The organism is Agromyces sp. NPDC055520 (assembly GCF_053619715.1).
The window spans coordinates 11,083-27,405 of sequence record NZ_JBSHJY010000041.1; the positions used below are offsets into that span (position 1 = coordinate 11,083).

Annotated in this window: 17 protein-coding genes and 1 tRNA gene; 14 read left to right on the top strand and 4 right to left on the bottom strand. The window is 68.3% G+C overall.

The window, feature by feature from the left end; translation table 11 throughout:
- The first annotated feature begins 25 nt into the window (after positions 1-25).
- From ACWGST_RS13980 to ACWGST_RS14015, 8 genes are all read left to right on the top strand, one after another.
- On the top strand, positions 26-841 hold the full coding sequence (locus tag ACWGST_RS13980; RefSeq protein WP_452047295.1) for a segregation and condensation protein A: 816 nt from the start codon (positions 26-28) through the stop codon (positions 839-841).
- Entirely contained in the window at positions 831-1,619 is a 789-nt protein-coding gene (scpB, locus tag ACWGST_RS13985) for an SMC-Scp complex subunit ScpB (RefSeq protein WP_452047279.1), read from the top strand. Before ACWGST_RS13980 ends, scpB begins: the two co-directional genes overlap by 11 nt.
- A complete protein-coding gene (locus ACWGST_RS13990; protein WP_452047280.1) occupies positions 1,612-2,451 on the top strand; it encodes a pseudouridine synthase in 840 nt (279 codons plus the stop codon). Before scpB ends, ACWGST_RS13990 begins: the two co-directional genes overlap by 8 nt.
- Positions 2,444-3,526 (top strand): prephenate dehydrogenase, encoded by a 1,083-nt coding sequence (locus ACWGST_RS13995; protein ID WP_452047281.1) that lies wholly within the window; start codon positions 2,444-2,446, stop codon positions 3,524-3,526. The genes ACWGST_RS13990 and ACWGST_RS13995 overlap by 8 nt, the downstream gene beginning before the upstream one ends.
- Positions 3,527-3,528: 2 nt before the next feature.
- Complete coding sequence (gene cmk, locus ACWGST_RS14000) at positions 3,529-4,257, top strand: (d)CMP kinase (protein WP_452047282.1); 729 nt, start codon at positions 3,529-3,531, stop codon at positions 4,255-4,257.
- Positions 4,254-5,768: a ribosome biogenesis GTPase Der gene (der, locus tag ACWGST_RS14005; protein WP_452047283.1), complete on the top strand. Its 1,515-nt coding sequence runs from the start codon at positions 4,254-4,256 to the stop codon at positions 5,766-5,768. Before cmk ends, der begins: the two co-directional genes overlap by 4 nt.
- Positions 5,769-5,853: 85 nt before the next feature.
- Positions 5,854-6,090, top strand: coding sequence for a DUF167 domain-containing protein (locus ACWGST_RS14010; RefSeq protein WP_452047284.1), 237 nt, complete (start codon positions 5,854-5,856; stop codon positions 6,088-6,090).
- Between the two features lie 72 nt (positions 6,091-6,162).
- Positions 6,163-7,176 carry a CHAD domain-containing protein gene (locus ACWGST_RS14015; protein ID WP_452047285.1) on the top strand — a complete coding sequence of 338 codons (1,014 nt, stop codon included), beginning with the start codon at positions 6,163-6,165 and terminating at the stop codon, positions 7,174-7,176.
- Positions 7,177-7,196: 20 nt separating this feature from the next.
- Here the strand turns inward: ACWGST_RS14015 and ACWGST_RS14020 are convergent, their stop codons facing one another.
- From ACWGST_RS14020 to ACWGST_RS14030, 3 genes are all read right to left on the bottom strand, one after another.
- Positions 7,197-7,808: a GNAT family N-acetyltransferase gene (locus ACWGST_RS14020; RefSeq protein WP_452047286.1), complete on the bottom strand. Its 612-nt coding sequence runs from the start codon at positions 7,806-7,808 to the stop codon at positions 7,197-7,199.
- Positions 7,809-7,896: 88 nt separating this feature from the next.
- On the bottom strand, positions 7,897-8,631 hold the full coding sequence (locus ACWGST_RS14025; protein WP_452047287.1) for an anaerobic ribonucleoside-triphosphate reductase activating protein: 735 nt from the start codon (positions 8,629-8,631) through the stop codon (positions 7,897-7,899).
- Positions 8,632-8,634: 3 nt separating this feature from the next.
- Entirely contained in the window at positions 8,635-10,494 is a 1,860-nt protein-coding gene (locus tag ACWGST_RS14030) for a ribonucleoside triphosphate reductase (protein WP_452047288.1), read from the bottom strand.
- Positions 10,495-10,826: 332 nt separating this feature from the next.
- Between ACWGST_RS14030 and ACWGST_RS14035 the strand changes: the two genes are divergently transcribed.
- The 5 genes from ACWGST_RS14035 (at position 10,827) to ACWGST_RS14055 (ending at position 12,548) form a co-directional block, all read left to right on the top strand.
- Positions 10,827-10,903 (top strand) — tRNA-Pro (locus ACWGST_RS14035).
- A gap of 179 nt (positions 10,904-11,082) precedes the next feature.
- On the top strand, positions 11,083-11,319 hold the full coding sequence (locus tag ACWGST_RS14040) for a helix-turn-helix transcriptional regulator (RefSeq protein ID WP_452047289.1): 237 nt from the start codon (positions 11,083-11,085) through the stop codon (positions 11,317-11,319).
- Between the two features lie 51 nt (positions 11,320-11,370).
- Positions 11,371-11,910, top strand: a complete 540-nt coding sequence (locus tag ACWGST_RS14045; protein WP_452047290.1) for a tyrosine-type recombinase/integrase — start codon at positions 11,371-11,373, stop codon at positions 11,908-11,910.
- On the top strand, positions 11,895-12,293 hold the full coding sequence (locus tag ACWGST_RS14050; RefSeq protein ID WP_452047291.1) for a hypothetical protein: 399 nt from the start codon (positions 11,895-11,897) through the stop codon (positions 12,291-12,293). The genes ACWGST_RS14045 and ACWGST_RS14050 overlap by 16 nt, the downstream gene beginning before the upstream one ends.
- Positions 12,294-12,329: 36 nt before the next feature.
- Positions 12,330-12,548, top strand: a complete 219-nt coding sequence (locus tag ACWGST_RS14055; RefSeq protein ID WP_452047292.1) for a tyrosine-type recombinase/integrase — start codon at positions 12,330-12,332, stop codon at positions 12,546-12,548.
- A 405-nt stretch (positions 12,549-12,953) separates the two neighbouring features.
- Here ACWGST_RS14055 and ACWGST_RS14060 read toward each other — a convergent pair whose 3' ends face one another.
- Positions 12,954-14,387: a CCA tRNA nucleotidyltransferase gene (locus ACWGST_RS14060; protein ID WP_452047293.1), complete on the bottom strand. Its 1,434-nt coding sequence runs from the start codon at positions 14,385-14,387 to the stop codon at positions 12,954-12,956.
- A gap of 427 nt (positions 14,388-14,814) precedes the next feature.
- On the opposite strand from ACWGST_RS14060, the gene ACWGST_RS14065 reads away from it, so the two are divergent.
- Positions 14,815-16,062 carry an AlbA family DNA-binding domain-containing protein gene (locus ACWGST_RS14065; protein ID WP_452047294.1) on the top strand — a complete coding sequence of 416 codons (1,248 nt, stop codon included), beginning with the start codon at positions 14,815-14,817 and terminating at the stop codon, positions 16,060-16,062.
- The last annotated feature ends 261 nt before the right edge of the window (positions 16,063-16,323 follow it).

The window sequence follows — 16,323 nt, forward strand, 5'->3', positions numbered from 1 at the left end:
CGAACAGCACGCGCCCGACGAGGCTGTGTCGGCCGAAGCGACGTCGGGTCCGGCGGAACGCAGCGGCTTCCGCGTCGCGCTCACGAACTTCGAGGGCCCGTTCGATCTGCTGCTCTCGCTCATCACGAAGCACGAGCTCGACATCACCGAGGTCTCGCTCTCTGCGGTGACCGACGAGTTCATCTCGTACCTGCGCGGCCTCGACTCGGAGGAGGAGCTCGATCGTGCGTCGGAGTTCCTCGTGGTGGCGGCGACGCTGCTCGACCTGAAGGTCGCGGGGCTGCTGCCGCAGGGCGAGCTCGTCGATGCCGAAGACGTCGCCCTGCTCGAGGCGCGCGACCTGCTCTTCGCGCGGCTGCTGCAGTACCGCGCCTTCAAAGAGGCGGCGCGCTGGTTCTCGGGCCACCTCGAACAGGAGTCGCTGCGGCATGCCCGCAACGTGCGGCTCGAAGAGAAGTTCCGCAAGCGGGCACCCGAACTCGTGTGGACGTTGTCGGCCGAAGACTTCGCGGCGCTTGCGACGCTCGCGATGACGCCGCGCGAGATCCCCGTGGTCGGACTCGACCACCTGCACGCACCGCTCGTCTCGATCCGCGAACAGGCGGCGCACCTCGTCGCCGTGCTGCGCCGCGGCGAGCCCGTGACGTTCCGCCAGCTGATCGCCGGCGTCGGGCAGCCGGGGGTCGTCGTCGCACGGTTTCTCGCAGTGCTCGAGCTGTATCGGCACGCCGCGATCGGGTTCGATCAGCTCGAACCGCTCGGCGAGCTGACGCTGCACTGGTCGGCCGAGCACTGGTCGGATGAGAACCTCGAGAGCCTGGGGGCTGACTATGACGAATGAGACGGATATCGCGGCGACGGGTCTCGATACGGGCGCTGAGCGCCCTACTCGACCACCGGAGCATGAGGGTCTCGATACGGGCGCAGAGCGCCCTACTCGACCACCGGTGCGTGAGGCCGACGGATCCGAACCGGACGGCCCCGAGCTGTCGGTCGCGACGCCGCTCGACGTGCCGGGCCAGGCCCGTCTCGACCTCGACCGTGCGCTCGAGGCGATCCTCTTCATCGCCGACGAACCGCAGAGCGTCGTGTCGCTGGCAGCGGCGGTCGCACGCCCGGTCGCCGAGGTGCGCGCCGCGATTGCGAGGCTGCGGGCCGACTACGACGGGGCCGGCTCGTCGGGTGAACCGCGAACGGATGTCGCGGGGGAGCCGGAACCGCGAAGCATCCGTCGCGGTTTCGAACTCCGCGAGGTCGGCGGCGGCTGGCGCTTCTATGTGCGAGCCGAGTACGACACCCTCGTCGCCGACTTCGTGCTCACGCAATCGTCGACGCGGCTCTCGCAGGCCGCGCTCGAGACGCTCTCGGTGATCGCCTACAAGCAGCCGATCTCGCGCTCGCAGGTCGCGTCGATCCGTGCGGTGAACGTCGACTCGGTCGTGCGCACCTTGCTCGGCCGGGGGCTCGTGACCGAGGTCGACACCGACCCCGAGACCGGCGCGATCCTCTATGGCACGACCGAGCTGCTGCTCACGAACCTCGGCATCAACTCGCTCGACGAGCTGCCCCATATCTCGCCGTTGCTCGACGACGGCCAGGAAGGATTCGATCTTGACTGACGAAACGGGTTGGGGCGGCGCACCCGCCCCCGAGGGCCAACGGCTGCAGAAGGTGCTCGCCGCGGCCGGCGTCGCGAGCCGGCGGGTCTCGGAGCAGTACATCGTCGAGGGCCGCGTCGAGGTGAACGGCGTGGTCGTCACCGAGCTCGGCCGCCGCGTCGACCCCGAGACCGACCTCGTCGCGGTCGACGGCGTCGCCGTGCAGCTCGATCCGGCCAAGCGTTACTACATGCTGAACAAGCCGCGCGGCGTCGTCTCGTCGATGCGCGACGAGCAGGGGCGGCCAGACCTCACGCGCTTCACCGACGACCTCGAAGAACGGGTGTTCAACGTCGGCCGCCTCGATGCGGAGACGAGCGGCCTGCTGCTGCTGACGAACGACGGCGAACTCGCGCACGTGCTCGCGCACCCCTCGTTCGGCGTGTCGAAGACGTACATCGCGAAGGTCACGGGTCGGGTCACGCCGCAGGTGATCCAGCGGCTGAAGAACGGCGTCGAGCTCGACGACGGGCCGATCGCGGCCGACACGGCGCGCATCCTGCAGCAGCAGGGCGACGACCGTCACTCGATGGTCGAACTCACCCTGCACTCCGGTCGCAATCGCATCGTGCGCCGCATGCTCGACGCGGTGGGGCACCCGGTCGTCGATCTCGTGCGCCGCAGCTTCGGCCCGCTGAACCTCGGCACCCTGCGGTCGGGCCAGATGCGCGAGCTGACGAAGGCCGAGCGTGGACAGCTGCTCACGATCTCGCGAGCCGCCGGAGCCGATGGAGCCGCCGGTGCGGCCGACGCCGCCGTCGCCGACGCCGACCAGGAGGCGCCGGATGAATGAGGCACGACTGACCGGCCCGGTCCGCGTGGTCGGGGTGGGCCTGCTCGGCGCGAGCATCGGCCTCGGGCTGCGCGCGAAGGGCATCGAGGTGATGCTCGCCGACGCGTCGCCGACGAACCTCGCGATCGCCGTCGACTACGGCGCCGGCCGGCCCGCCGCACCCGGCGACCGCCCGCAGCTCATCGTCGTGTGCGTGCCGCCCGATGTGACGGCCGATGTGGTCGCGGCCGAGCTCGAGGCGTACCCCGAGGCGATCGTCACGGACGTCGCGAGCGTCAAGCTCGCCGTCTACGAGAACCTGAAGGCGCGCGGCGCCGACCTCTCGCGCTACATCGGCACCCACCCCATGGCCGGGCGCGAGCTCGGCGGGCCCATGTCGGGCCGAGCCGACCTCTTCGTCGGCCGCCCGTGGGTGGTCGCCGCCCACGGCGGCATCTCGTATCAAGACGGTTCGGCGATCGACGACCTCATCCTCGATCTCGGCGCGACCCTCGTCGAGCTCACCCCCGAGCAGCACGACGCCGCCGTCGCCCTCGTCTCGCACGTGCCGCAGGTCGTGTCGAGCCTCATGGCGCGCCGGCTCATCGACGCCCCGCACGCCTCGGTGAACCTCGCCGGGCAGGGCCTGCGCGACGTCACGCGCGTCGCCGCGAGCGACCCCGAACTGTGGGTGCAGATCCTCGGGCAGAACGCCGCGCCGGTCGCCGAGATCCTGCGCGGCTACCGCGACGACCTCGACCGCTTCATCGAGGCGATTGCGAACATGGATGCCCCGGGCGCACGTCGCCGCGTCGCCGAGGAACTCTTCGGCGGCAACACGGGCGTCGAGCGGCTGCCCGGAAAGCACGGCGTCGATCGGCGCTACTCGAGCCTCATCGTCATGATCGACGACAAGCCGGGCCAGCTCGCCCGGCTCTTCAACGACGTCGGCGCGGCCGGAGCCAACATCGAAGACCTGCGGCTCGAACACTCGCCGGGCGCGCAGATCGGACTCGCCGAGATCTCGGTGCTCCCCGAGGTGCAGCAGCACCTCACCGATGAGCTGGCCGCGCGCGGCTGGCGGATTGCAGGTTGAACATGTCACCCGTCATCCCGTTCGTCGTGGCCGTCGACGGCCCGGCCGGCAGCGGCAAGTCGAGCGTCTCGAAGGCGGTCGCGCGCCGGCTCGACTTCGGGTTCCTCGATACGGGCGCCGCGTACCGTGCGCTGGCGTGGCATGCCGAGGCATCCGGTGTCGACACCGACGACGCGGCATCCGTCATCTCATGTCTCGATTCGTTCGACTACCGCATCGGCACCGACCCGACCGGCTACGCCGTGCATGTCGGCGGCGTCGACGTCACCGATGCGATCCGCGACCCCCAGATCTCGGCGGTCGTGAGCGCGGTCGCCCGGGTGCCCGAGGTGCGCCGGCACCTCATCGAGCTGTTCCGCTCGATCATGGCGGCGGTCGATGCGCCGGGCATCATCGTCGAGGGCCGCGACATCACGACCGTGGTGGCGCCCGATGCACCCGTTCGCATCCTCCTCACAGCATCCGAAGCGGTTAGAATGGGCAGGCGCTCCGCAGAGCTGACCGGATCCTCGGTCGAGGCAGTGGGGGAGCAGCTGCGGAAGCGCGACGCGGCGGACTCCAAGGTCGTGGACTTCATGACCGCGGCAGACGGCGTCACCACCGTGGATTCGACGGAACTCGACTTCGACCAGACGGTCGAAGCGGTCATCGGCGTGATCCGCGCGGCGGCACCGCAGCTCGCGCCCACGGCGGGCGAGTCGAGCGCACAGATTTCAGAGGAGACACCATGACCGACACGAGCGAAGAATTCGACGCTCCCGACGACGACCTCGCCGAGCGTCTCGCCGACGTCGACGACGACCTCGCCGAGCAGCGCGCAGCGACGCTGCGGTCGGGGCTCGCCGACTATGCGCTCGACGACGACGACCTCGACGTGCTCGAGCACTCGGACGAGGGCGAAGAGGGCGTGCGCTACCTGCCCGCGCTGCCCGTCATCGCGATCGTCGGTCGCCCGAACGTGGGCAAATCGGCCCTCGTCAACCGAATCCTCGGCCGCCGCGAGGCCGTCGTCGAAGACACCCCCGGCGTCACCCGCGACCGCGTGGCCTACAAGGGCGAGTACCTCGACCGGCGCTTCACGCTCGTCGACACCGGCGGTTGGGAGCCCGACGCGAAGGGCATCGACGCCTCGGTCGCACTGCAGGCCGAGGTCGCGATCGAACTCTGCGACGTCGTGCTCTTCGTCGTCGACGCCACGGTCGGCGCGACCTCGACCGACGAGCACGTCGTGCGGCTCTTGCGCAAGACGAACAAGCCCGTGTTCCTGCTCGCGAACAAGGTCGACGACGCCCGTCAAGAGCCCGAGGCGGCAGCGCTCTGGAACCTCGGCCTCGGCGAGCCGTACCCGGTCTCCGCACTGCACGGTCGCGGTGTCGCCGACATGCTCGAAGCGGTCTTCAAGGTGCTGCCGCAGGTCTCGGCCGTCGCGAAAGACGAGTTCGGCGGCCCCCGCCGCGTCGCGATCCTCGGCCGACCGAACGTCGGCAAGAGCTCGCTGCTGAACAAGTCCGCGGGCGAAGAGCGCGTCGTCGTGAACGAGCTCGCGGGCACCACGCGCGACCCGGTCGACGAGCAGATCGAGCTCGGCGGCAAGATCTGGCGCTTCGTCGACACCGCCGGCATCCGTCGCCGCGTGCACCTGCAGCAGGGCGCCGACTTCTACGCCTCGCTGCGCACCCAGGCCGCGCTCGAGAAGGCCGAGGTGGCCGTCGTGCTGCTCGACGTCTCGGTGCCGATCTCGGAACAGGACGTGCGCATCATCGACCTCGTGCTCGAGTCGGGCCGGGCGCTCGTGCTCGCGTACAACAAGTGGGACCTGCTCGACGACGAACGCCGCCGCTACCTCGAGCGGGAGATCGAGCAAGACCTGCATCACGTGTCGTGGGCGCCGCGCGTCAACATCTCGGCGAAGACCGGGCGTCACCTCGAGAAGCTCGTGCCCGCCCTCGAGACGGCACTCGAGTCGTGGGACACCCGCATCGCGACGGGCAAGTTCAACGCCTTCCTCACCGAACTGACGCAAGAGCACCCGCACCCGGTGCGCGGCGGCAAGCAGCCCCGCGTGCTGTTCGGCACCCAGGCGGCCAGCCGCCCGCCGACCTTCGTGCTCTTCACGACCGGGTTCCTCGACCCGGGCTACCGCCGGTTCATCCAGCGGCGGCTGCGCGAGATCTACGGCTTCGAGGGTTCGCCCATCGTCATCAACATGCGCGTGCGCGAGAAGCGCGACCGCTCGAAATAGGCGAACGGATGTCGCGGCGCCCGAGTCACCCCTTCACCGGGAGCGGCTCGGGCGTTCGTGCTTTCATCGTCGCGACGGGGGAGTGATGGACGTCACGATCCGGGTGAAGCCCGGCAGCCGCAAGGGCCCGCTCGTCGAAGCGCTCGAGGGCGACCCGTCGGCCTCACTCGTCGTGTTCGTGCGCGAGCGTGCGGTCGACGGCGCTGCGAACGCCGGGGTCGTCGCGGCGCTCGCGGCCCATTTCGGGGTGCCGCGCAGCCGCGTGAGCATCCTTCGCGGTGAGGCGTCGCGCGTGAAGCGCGTGCGCGTCGACGCGGACTGAGTCGGGGCGCGGCGGGGCGGGCGCGCGGCTCGTCACGGCGTCGGCATGGCGCGACACGTCTACCATGGCGCCATGGCTCTCGTCGAGGCGGGCGATGCAGGCGACGCGGACACCGTAGGCACTGCAGGCGCTGCGGGCGGTGCAGGCGCTGCCGCCATTGAAGGTGGCGCAGGCGCGGTCGTGCTGGCGGCGCTGCGGGCGATCGGCGACCGCATCGACGCGATCGAACCCGCTGCGATCGACGACGAGCCCGATGCGGTGCACCGCCTGCGCACGAACGTGCGCCGGCTTCGCAGCGTGCTCGCCGTGTACGGGCCACTGTTCGACGAGACCGCCGTAGGCGATCTGCGTCGCGCCTACGGCGAGTTCGGCCGGGAACTCGGTTCGGTGCGCGACCTCGAGGTGCGGCTGCAGGTGGCCGAGCGGGCGCTGCGGGATGCCGCCGAGCCGGGGCTGCTCGGCACGGGCCCGCTGGATCGGGGTCTGTTCGATTCGGTGGCGCTGGCAGCCGTCGGCGACCGCATCATCGATGAGACGAGTGCCGCCCACCGGCGCGCGCACCTTCGATACGTCGCGCTTCAGCGGTCGCCGCTCGCGACTGAGCGTCGCGCGGCCCTCGCCGAATTCCTGGAGCATGCACCGCTGCTGCCGCCGGCCGCTGGACCGGCCCGGCCGGTGCTCGCCGCGTTGCTCGCGCGCGAAGCGCATCGGGCCGTGCAACGTGCGTCGGGAGTCGATGACGCGGCCGCGCCGGCGCGGTTGCATGCGGTGCGGAAGGCCGGGCGGCGAGTCCGCTATGCCGCGGAGGCGCTGACCGAAGAGCCGCTCGCGCTCTTCGGTGCACCGGCGCGGCGACTCGCACGCGCGGGGGAGTCGATCCACGACGTGCTCGGCGACCACCGGGATCAGTCGCTGTTCGCCGAGTATCTGCGCACGCTGGCGCCGCGCACGGCCGACGGGGGCGAACGGCTGGTCATCGACACGCTGGCCCTCGCAGCAGAGCGGCGCGCCGGCATGCGCATCGCCGATCTCGAGCCTGCGGTGCGTGCGCTGCGCAGTGCCGAACGCGGCTGGTTCTCGCGCTGACGCCGGGTCAGCCGGCCCGATCAGCCGGCCAGCTCGACCTGCATGATCGCGCGGTCGGGCCGCGGGCGGGAGACCTCGGTGAAGCCCGCATGCACGAACATCGAGACCGTGCCGTGGAAGAGCGCGTCGGGCGTCACCTTCGTGCGAACCGACGGGTCGACGGCGTACGCCTCGACGACCGCGGCGCCGCCTGAGCGTGCGAAGTCGACGGCGGCCTCGGCGAGCGCGCGGGCGACGCCACGGCCCCGATGGTTGCGGGGCACGACGAAGCACGAGACCGCCCAGACGGCCGCGTCGTCGAAGTCGGGATGCGCGGTGCCGCCCTTGACGATGGTGCTCTGACGCACTCTCGCGAGATCGGTGCGCGGCTCGACGGCGCACCAGCCGACCGGCGTCTCGCCGTCGTAGGCGACGAGCCCGCGCCCGATGCCGGACGACTGCACTTGCTCTTTCAGGCGATCGTGCAAGCCCTCGTCGCCGAATCTGCGCCAGTCGCTGCCGGGGATCTTGTACCACTGGCACCAGCAGTGCGCGGGGTCGCCCTGGGTGCCGAACACCGCCTCGACATCGGCGAAGGGCACCTCCTTCGCAGGAGCGACTCTGAGCCGGAGCGGCTCGATGTCTTCGGTCACGTCGGTTATCACGCTTCGAAGATAGCGCCGACCACCGACATCCGCATCGGGGTTCGCCATGGGCGACCGCTCGGCGCCGTCTGCGCCGTCAGCGCACCGTGAACCGGGCGAAGCGGTGGACCGGGATGCCGTCGAGCGAAACCTGGCGACCCGGCTGCGTCGCGCGGGGGAGCGGGTCGCGGGTGCCGGCATCACGGAACCGCTGCACGGCCCACGTCTGCACCCCGGCGTCTGCCAGTCGACCGCCGAGCAGCGACAACCCGGCCTCGTCGATCGCCGCGGAGTGCACGGTCGTGCGCACCTCGTAGTCGAGCGGCCGGCCGGAGCCGGCACGCAGCGCATTCGCGGCCAGCACGAGCTCGAGCGACCGCCAGGCGTTCTGCGCGCTGCCGCTGCGTGCGGTCAAGCCGTCGTACGAGGCATCCGTCGTCTTGATATCGAGGCCGACCCAGTCGACGAGCGGCAGCACGCGGGCGAGCGCGGTGGGATACGCGCCGCCCGTGTGCAACCCGATCTCGAAGCCGAGCGCACGCGCCGCCGCCATCGCGGCCGGCAGCGCGTGCTGCATCGTCGGCTCACCGCCGGAGAAGACCACGGCGTCGAGCAGGCCGACCCGCGCCCGCAGGAACGTGTCGACCTCCGCCCACGCCATCGCGCTCTCTGCCCGCGGATCGATGAGCGCGGGGTTGTGGCAGTAGAAGCAATCCCACGGGCACCCCTGCAGGAACACCGTCGCCGCGAGATGGTCGGGCCAATCGACGGTCGACAGCCGCGACATCCCGGCGATGCGAAGGTCTTCTGCCCTGACGATGCGCTCGGCCATGATTCAGACGCTCAGCGCCGGCTCGGTGCTCGGCGCAGGCTGGGACGGCGCCCCGTTCTTGGCCTGGGCGAAGTAGAGGCGTTCGGCGGCCTCGCCCTTCTTGCCGATGTTGAACGAGGAGATGGGGCGGAAGTACCCCATGACGCGGGTCCACACCTCGCAGTCGGCGCCGCAGTCGGGGCAGGCGAAGTGCTCGCCCGAGCGGTACCCGTGCGCCGGGCAGATCGAGAAGGTCGGCGTGATCGTGATGTACGGCAGCCGGAACTGCTCGAGTGCACGTCGCACGAGGGTGCGGCACGCGACCGACGACGTCACGGCCTCGCCCATGTAGAGGTGCAGCACGGTGCCGCCCGTGTACTTCTTCTGCAGCTCCTCCTGCATCGCCATCGCCTCGAACGCGTCGTCGGTGTAGCCGACGGGCAGTTGCGACGAGTTCGTGTAGTAGGGGTTCAAGTCGGTGCCGGCGTGCAGGATGCCGTCGTCGCCGAACCTGGCGATGTCCTCCTTGGCGAACCGGTAGGTCGCGCCCTCGGCCGGGCTCGCCTCGAGGTTGTACATGTTGCCGGTCGCCTCTTGGAACTCGACCATGCGCGACCGCACGTGGTCGAGCAGTCGGTTGACCATGGCCATTCCGGTGTCGGTCGTGAGGTCGTCGGAGTCGCGCGTGAAGTTGCGCACGTACTCGTTGAGGCCGTTGACGCCGATCGTCGAGAAGTGGTTCTGCAACGAGCCGAGGTAGCGCTTGGTGTACGGGAACAGGCCGCCCTCGATGTGCTCGTCGATCACCGTGCGCTTGGCCTCGAGGGTGTCGCGCGCGATCTCGAGCAGTTCGTCGAGGCGTACCAGCACGGCGGCCTCGTCGCCGGAGTGCACGAATCCGAGCCGTGCGCAGTTGACGGTGACGACGCCGAGGGAGCCGGTCTGCTCCGCCGAGCCGAACAGGCCGTTGCCGCGCTTGAGCAGTTCGGTGAGGTCGAGCTGCAGACGACAGCACATCGAGCGGATCATGTGCGGGTCGAGGTCGGAGTTGACGAAGTTCTGGAAGTAGGGCAGCCCGTACTTCGCCGTCATCGCGAACAGGGCGTCGACCGCCGGGTCATCCCAGTCGAAGTCCTTCGTGATGTTGTAGGTCGGGATCGGGAAGGTGAACGCGCGCCCGTCGGCATCGCCCTGGCTCATGACCTCGATGAACGCCCGGTTGATGACCGCCCGTTCTTCGGCGAGATCGCCGTAGGTGAAGTCGCACACCTCGCCGCCGATGAGGGGGTGCTGCTCGGCGAGATCGTCGGGGCACGTCCAGTCGAAGGTGAGGTTCGTGAACGGGGTCTGCGTGCCCCAGCGTGAGGGCACGTTGAGGTTGAACACGAACTCCTGCAACAACTGGCGCACGTCGTCGTACAAGAGCGAGTCGAGACGCACGAACGGAGCGAGGTAGGTGTCGAACGAGCTGAACGCCTGCGCACCGGCCCACTCGTTCTGCAGCGTGCCCAGGAAGTTGACCATCTGGCCGAGCGCGCTCGAGAGGTGCTTCGGGGGCGTCGACGAGATCTTGCCGGGGGCGCCGTTGAAGCCCTGCTCGAGCAGCATGCGCAGCGACCAGCCCGCGCAGTACCCGGCGAACATGTCGAGGTCGTGGATGTGGAGGTCGCCCTCGCGGTGGGCGACACCCGCCTCGGGTGCGTAGACCTCGTCGAGCCAGTAGTTCGCGATGAGCTTGCCCGAGGTGTTGAGGATGAGGCCGCCCAGGGAATAGCCCTGGTTGGCGTTCGCATTCACGCGCCAGTCGTCTCGCGACAGGTACTCGTCGATCGTCGCTCCGACGGCGACGGAACGTGGGGAATCGGTGGTTGCGGGCGTGGTCATGGTGCTTTCCTCCGAGCATTCGGTACGGATGTCGCGCTGTCGCGGCATGTGTTGCGGTCACTATATGTAGTGGCTCAACTCATGGTGGCAACTACATGTTGTGTTCGAAGTCGCGCCACGCCGTGAAAAAGATTGGGACCCGGCGCCGGCCGCAGGTTCTCGCGGGTGTGGTCGGGATGCGGGTTGCGGGTGCCGTCGGCGTGTCGTCGGCGTGTCGCGCGAGGGGTGGATGCCGCGTGGTGAGCGAGGGCTCGTATTGGGCCCTGTGTCACGAGCACCCCTTCGGATGCCGCTATGATGGTCAAGTTGTCTTCGGAGAAATCCGGTGGCATCGGGCTGTGGCGCAGCTTGGTAGCGCACCTGACTGGGGGTCAGGGGGTCGCAGGTTCAAATCCTGTCAGCCCGACCAGAAAGTCCCGGAAACCTAAGGGTTTCCGGGACTTTTGAGGTTAAGAGATTTGATCCTCCCATCGAAAACCCATCACTTTCACTTCTGCAGCACCCCTGATCCGGTCTTCTCGTCCGAGACAGCCGTGTCGTCACCGGTCGGTTCCGATCGCTCAGGAGCGCAATGCGCACCTGACCGGTATGAACACGCACGAGGATCTGCCGATCAGTTCCGCGACGGTACCCACCGACGCGTTCGGGCTCGAGCCGCTGTTGGACATCTCCGAGTTGGCCGCCTATTTGGGTGTGCCCGTTTCGACGCTCTACGACTGGCGCACTCGCAGCAAAGGGCCGGCCGCGTACCGTTTCGGCAAACACCTGAAGTTCGCCGCCTCCGACGTGCGCGACTGGGTGGCCGAGCAGCGGGAATCGGCGTAGCCCACACTTCGATGTTCCGAGGGGTGGCGAACTGACATGGGCCGACCACGATTGACCATCGGCAACTTCGGCGATATCACCACGCGGATCTTGCCATCCGGGCGATTCGAAGCCCGCACCCGCTACCGAGACTGGGACGGTCGCTCACGCATCGTGCAGGCCACCGCCGACACAGCCAAGGCCGCCGAGCGAGCACTGAAGGAGAAGCTGGCGGGACGCTCGGAGCTCCAACCCGCATCCAGCTCCGGGCACCTGACGCCGGACAGCCCCTTCGGCGACCTCGTCGCGTACTGGCTGCAGGACCTCGACCTCGAGGGCCGGATCTCGAAGACGACTCGGATCCTGTACGAGCGGAACATGCGCACCCTCGTGCTGCCGGTGTTCGAGCACCTGACCCTGCGTGAGATCGGGGTGGCGCGCTGCGACCGCTTCATCAAGGAACAGGCGAGGATCTCATACAACCGCGCCAAGCAGTCGCGCGTCGTGCTGCGGCTCGCGCTCGAACTCGCGGTACGGCACGAGGTGCTGCCGGCCAACCCGATGCATCACGTCTCCGCGTGCACCGTGAGGGTCGGATGCCCGACGCGCTGACGAGCGTCGAGGTGAACGCGATCCGCGCCGTGATCGCCCGCTGGGAGTCCGGCGTCGACCACATCTCAGGTCCCCGGCCCGATGGACAGCTCGGCGCGATCGTCGAGGTCATGCTCGGCACGTCGGCCCGCATCGGTGAGGTGCTCGCGATCCGCCGGTGCGACATCGATGTCACCGGCCCGACGCCGACGATCCGCATCGCGGGCACGATCATCAGAGGTCATGGCGAGCCGACGTTCCGCCAGGACCATCCGAAGACGGCGAAGTCGCGGCGCATCGTCGCATTGCCGTCGTTCACAGCTGAGGCGGTGCGGCGTCGACTTGCGGTCACCCGCGACTCAGACGCGGAGTCGCTGGTGTTCCACTCGCGCGATGGCACGTAGCTGACCACGGCCAACGTCCGGCGTCAGCTACGCCACGTGCTCGAGCGGGCCGGCATCGGCGGAGTGACACCGCACCTGTTCCGGCGCACGGTCGCGACCGCTGTGAACGACAACGCGAGCGTCGAACTCGCCGCCGAGTTGCTCGGGCACACCGATACGAAGATCACGGTGCAGCACTACATCCAGCGTCGGGAGCAGGTGAACCCGGCGACGGCGGAGCTACTGGAGAGGGCGTTCAGGCGGGATGAAGACTGATCGGGAGCGCAGGACGGTGCCGCACCCGGTGCGGCACCGACTCCCGCGGATACGCCGCCGTCGGATCAGAGTTGACGGTCGGGGCGAATCAGCCCCACCGTGTGATCAGGGCTTTTCTCCTTGAGGCCGAATCGCGCCCGTAACCCGTGTGCGCGTCACCCGAGCTGTACAGCCTCGACTTGGACGGCATGGGCGAGGCGCTGTGCGCGGTGTAGACCATTCCCATGACAGGTAGGTGCGCGCCTGCTCCCTCGCGTGCAGCGCTGCGCATCTGTTGCCGCCTCCTCACTACGATCTCTCGTCCCGGTTGAGGATCCCCTTCCGGTGCAAGGTACTCACCCCTGAATCCCGCCAACAGCGACGTGGTGACGCACCTAGTCCATGCTGGAGCAGGATTGGTGGCGGTTATCTCTCGATGCGATTCGCTTCGTACTCGTCGAGCCAGGCGAGAGCGCTGTCTTCGTCTTGGATCAAGCCGTCGTCTTGTGCGTCAAGCGCGGCGGAGAGCAGTGGTGTGAACTCGGGCCCGGGAATGTATCCACGAGCGACGAGGTGCTCGCCGGTAAGGATGCCTTTGCGTGGCGCGTCGCCGACGGTCGTGTTTGCGGCAACGTCCAGCCACCGGTTCGCCGGGCTCGGCTTCGCGGACGGTCCGCGGCCGGCGCAGTCGGCATCGACGACTCGGGCCCAGTCGTGAATGGTCGCACCGGCTCCGTTGGCGTCGAGTCGACGGATCAGCCGGCGTACCTGGGACGGGGTCGGCGGATCGATGCCGATGTGGGACATGTGCTCGCGCACGATCGGGGCGATGCGGGTGATCAGGTGGTGCGGGGCGCCGATGCTGCGGAGGAATGCGGTCGCGGGGGCCACCCCGGCTGCAGCGTGACCCCGGCTGGTGATCCGCCCATCGGTGTTCTGCGTGTGGGTGACCTTTCCGAGGTCGTGCACGAGGGCGCCGAGCACGGCCACCTCACGGTCTGTTCCGGACAGGCAGTCGCGCTCAGCGTTCAGCGCTGCCTGCTCAGCGGCGAGGGTGAGGTGCGTCCATACGTCGCCCTCCGCGTGCCAGCCTGGATCCTGCTCGACGCCGCGGGTGGCGGCCAGTTCCGGGTAGAACTGGATCAGGCCGGTGTCGACGAGTGCGTCCATCGCATTCGTCCAAGCTAGGCCGCGACGCGCGAGCTTGCGCCATTCCTGCCAGACCCGCTCAAGCGACACAGCGTTGCGCAGTCTTCCGCGGCGGGCGATCGAAGCGGTGATGTCGCGACACTCGACGACCGTTTCCGGGGCGAGAACGAACCGGAACCGGCCAGCGAATTGAACCGCGCGAAGCACGCGCAGTGGATCATCCCGGAACGAAGCTGTGGTGTGGCGGAGGATCCCGGCACGGAGGTCGGCTGCCCCGTCGTACGGGTCGATGAGCTCGCCGGTGAGTGGGTCCCAACCCATCGCGTTGATGGTGAAGTCGCGACGACCGAAGGCTTCCTCCACGGAGAGGTTCGGGTCGACATCGATCTCAAACCCGCGAGCGCCCGCGCCGGCAATCGAGTCCCGGCGCGGGAACGAGATGTCGAAGTCCTGACCATCGACCTTGATCGCCAGCACGCCGAACGCCTGGCCGCGGTGATCGACATGGCCGAGGGCCGAGAGTCGGCTCGTGACCTCGGCGACACTCGTGTGTCCATGAACCTCAAGGTCGACGTCCTTGCCCCGACGGTCCAGAAGTGCGTCGCGAACAGAGCCGCCAACCACCAGTGGACGACCGCCGGCCGCGGCGATGGCTTCGACCACTGCGATCGCTGCGGGCGTCAGCGATACGAGGCTGGTGCTGTCCGTCACCACGGTCTCCTGATGTCTCTCGTCACGACACTCAGCGCCTACGAGTTGCTGGCCCCGGCGAACAGCCAAGTGCGCCAGCTTAGAGCACGCCAGGCCCAGCGAATAGTCCGCAGCCACGGTGGTGCCGGTTCGCGCCGCACCGGATTGAAGATCGCTCGGAAGCGCGGGACTTGTCTAGGCGGCGCTACTCTTGCGACGAACCCGCCCAAGGCGCATCTACCCGGTAAGGATGCGTCCTGCCCGCAGTCTGGTGAGGGTGGCCGCCCGTTCGAGCCGGGCCGGGTCCGGGAAGCTCACCGCGCTGCGGGCGCGATCGGGGCTTCCACCAGCGCGGACAGCGTTGGTGCGCTCAGCGATCCGCTCGCGGGCGCCCGTTGACGACCGGCTATCGAGGCAAAGACGTCGTGCATTTGGCTACGGTCAGATCATGACATTCACCGCCTTACACCGTGCGCTCGGACTACCGCCTGGTCCCCTCACCGACGAAATGATCGATCAAGCGATCGAAGTCGGGGTCATGGAGACGGACCAAATCGACTGGAAAGCGGAGCTACCTCCTTTGAAGGCATTGCCGCAGTCGGATTTCCCCAAGGACGTGGCTGCGATGGCGAACAACGGCGGAGGAGTGATCGTCTACGGCGTGACCGAAACTGAACGCGCGGCTAGCGCCCGCGTCGGAATCGATGATTTCGGTGAACAGTACGAACGAGCTCTCCGCTCGGCAGCGGTTACAGCCATCACTCCACCAGTGTTCGGGCTCGGCGTCCACAACGTCGGGACCGCCGGGAATAGGGCAGTCGTCGTCGTGGTACCGGCCAGTGTGGATGGTCCTCATCTCATCTTCAGGCACGAGTACTTCGGTGCCCCGATCCGTAACGACTCCGACACAGTGTGGATGAAAGAACGTCAGATCGAGGCGATGTATCGGGCCCGTTTCGACGAGCGAAGGCACGCGACCGAAACACTCGACAAGCTCTACGCGGAGGCGGTGGCGGGTCGCGACCACGGCGCTCGCGCGTGGCTGGTCGCCGTCGGGCACCCGAGGGTCCCAGGCCGGATGGAGCGCACAACACAGAATGACGCGCGCGAGCTCTTCAAGGCTGCGGAAAAGCTCTGCCTCGAGTATGTCGATCACAGCGCCGTCCACCCGTTGGAAAACGTCGAGCGCCAAGACCTGCGGCCTGGTCTGCGGCGTTGGGTGGCGGCGAACGCCGCTACTGGAGAACGCCAGACCTGGAAGGAGGCGTGGGCGAGCATTCATCACGATGGCTCAGTAGCTATTGCTGCGGCGGTCGGCGGGCACCGGATGAGCAGCGACGGTCACTGGGAGGGCAGACAGATCGAGTCCCGCGCCATCCAAGCAGGAGTCGCCGATTTCATGGCGCTGCTGCGTGCCTCTGCGAGCGCGAGCAACCGTACCGAGTATGAGATTCGGGTGGGCATCGAATGGAGCGGCACGAAGCCGCTCTCGATCATGGCGGCGGACCAATTCGGATTCGCGATAGACGAGGGAACGACTCCGCTCCATCGCTTTACACCAGTCGAAGCGACCATCAGGGCGAATGTCTCAGATCTCGAGTTCCATTGGGCGGTGCACGACCTCGCACGGGACTGCGTAAACCAGGGTGGGGTGTCGCGAGTCGACAAGATCAACCCGCCGGACCGCGAAGGATGACGGAGCTGAATTCAGCCGAAGCCGCTAGGACCTCTATTTGAGATACGGAATCGTCGGGATCAGGCGTCGACACTGTCGAGCGGCGACGCTCACGTCTCGTCACGTGGATCGCCGCGCATGGCTCAGTGAGGGATCGGTCATCGGGCATATCTCGCGATTGCCGCACGCGGGATGCGATCGAATCAGAGATTCAGGCCTGCGTCGCGAGGCGTGAGAGGGCCACCGCGGCAGCGCTCGCCAGTGCCCCGTGGACTCTGGGGG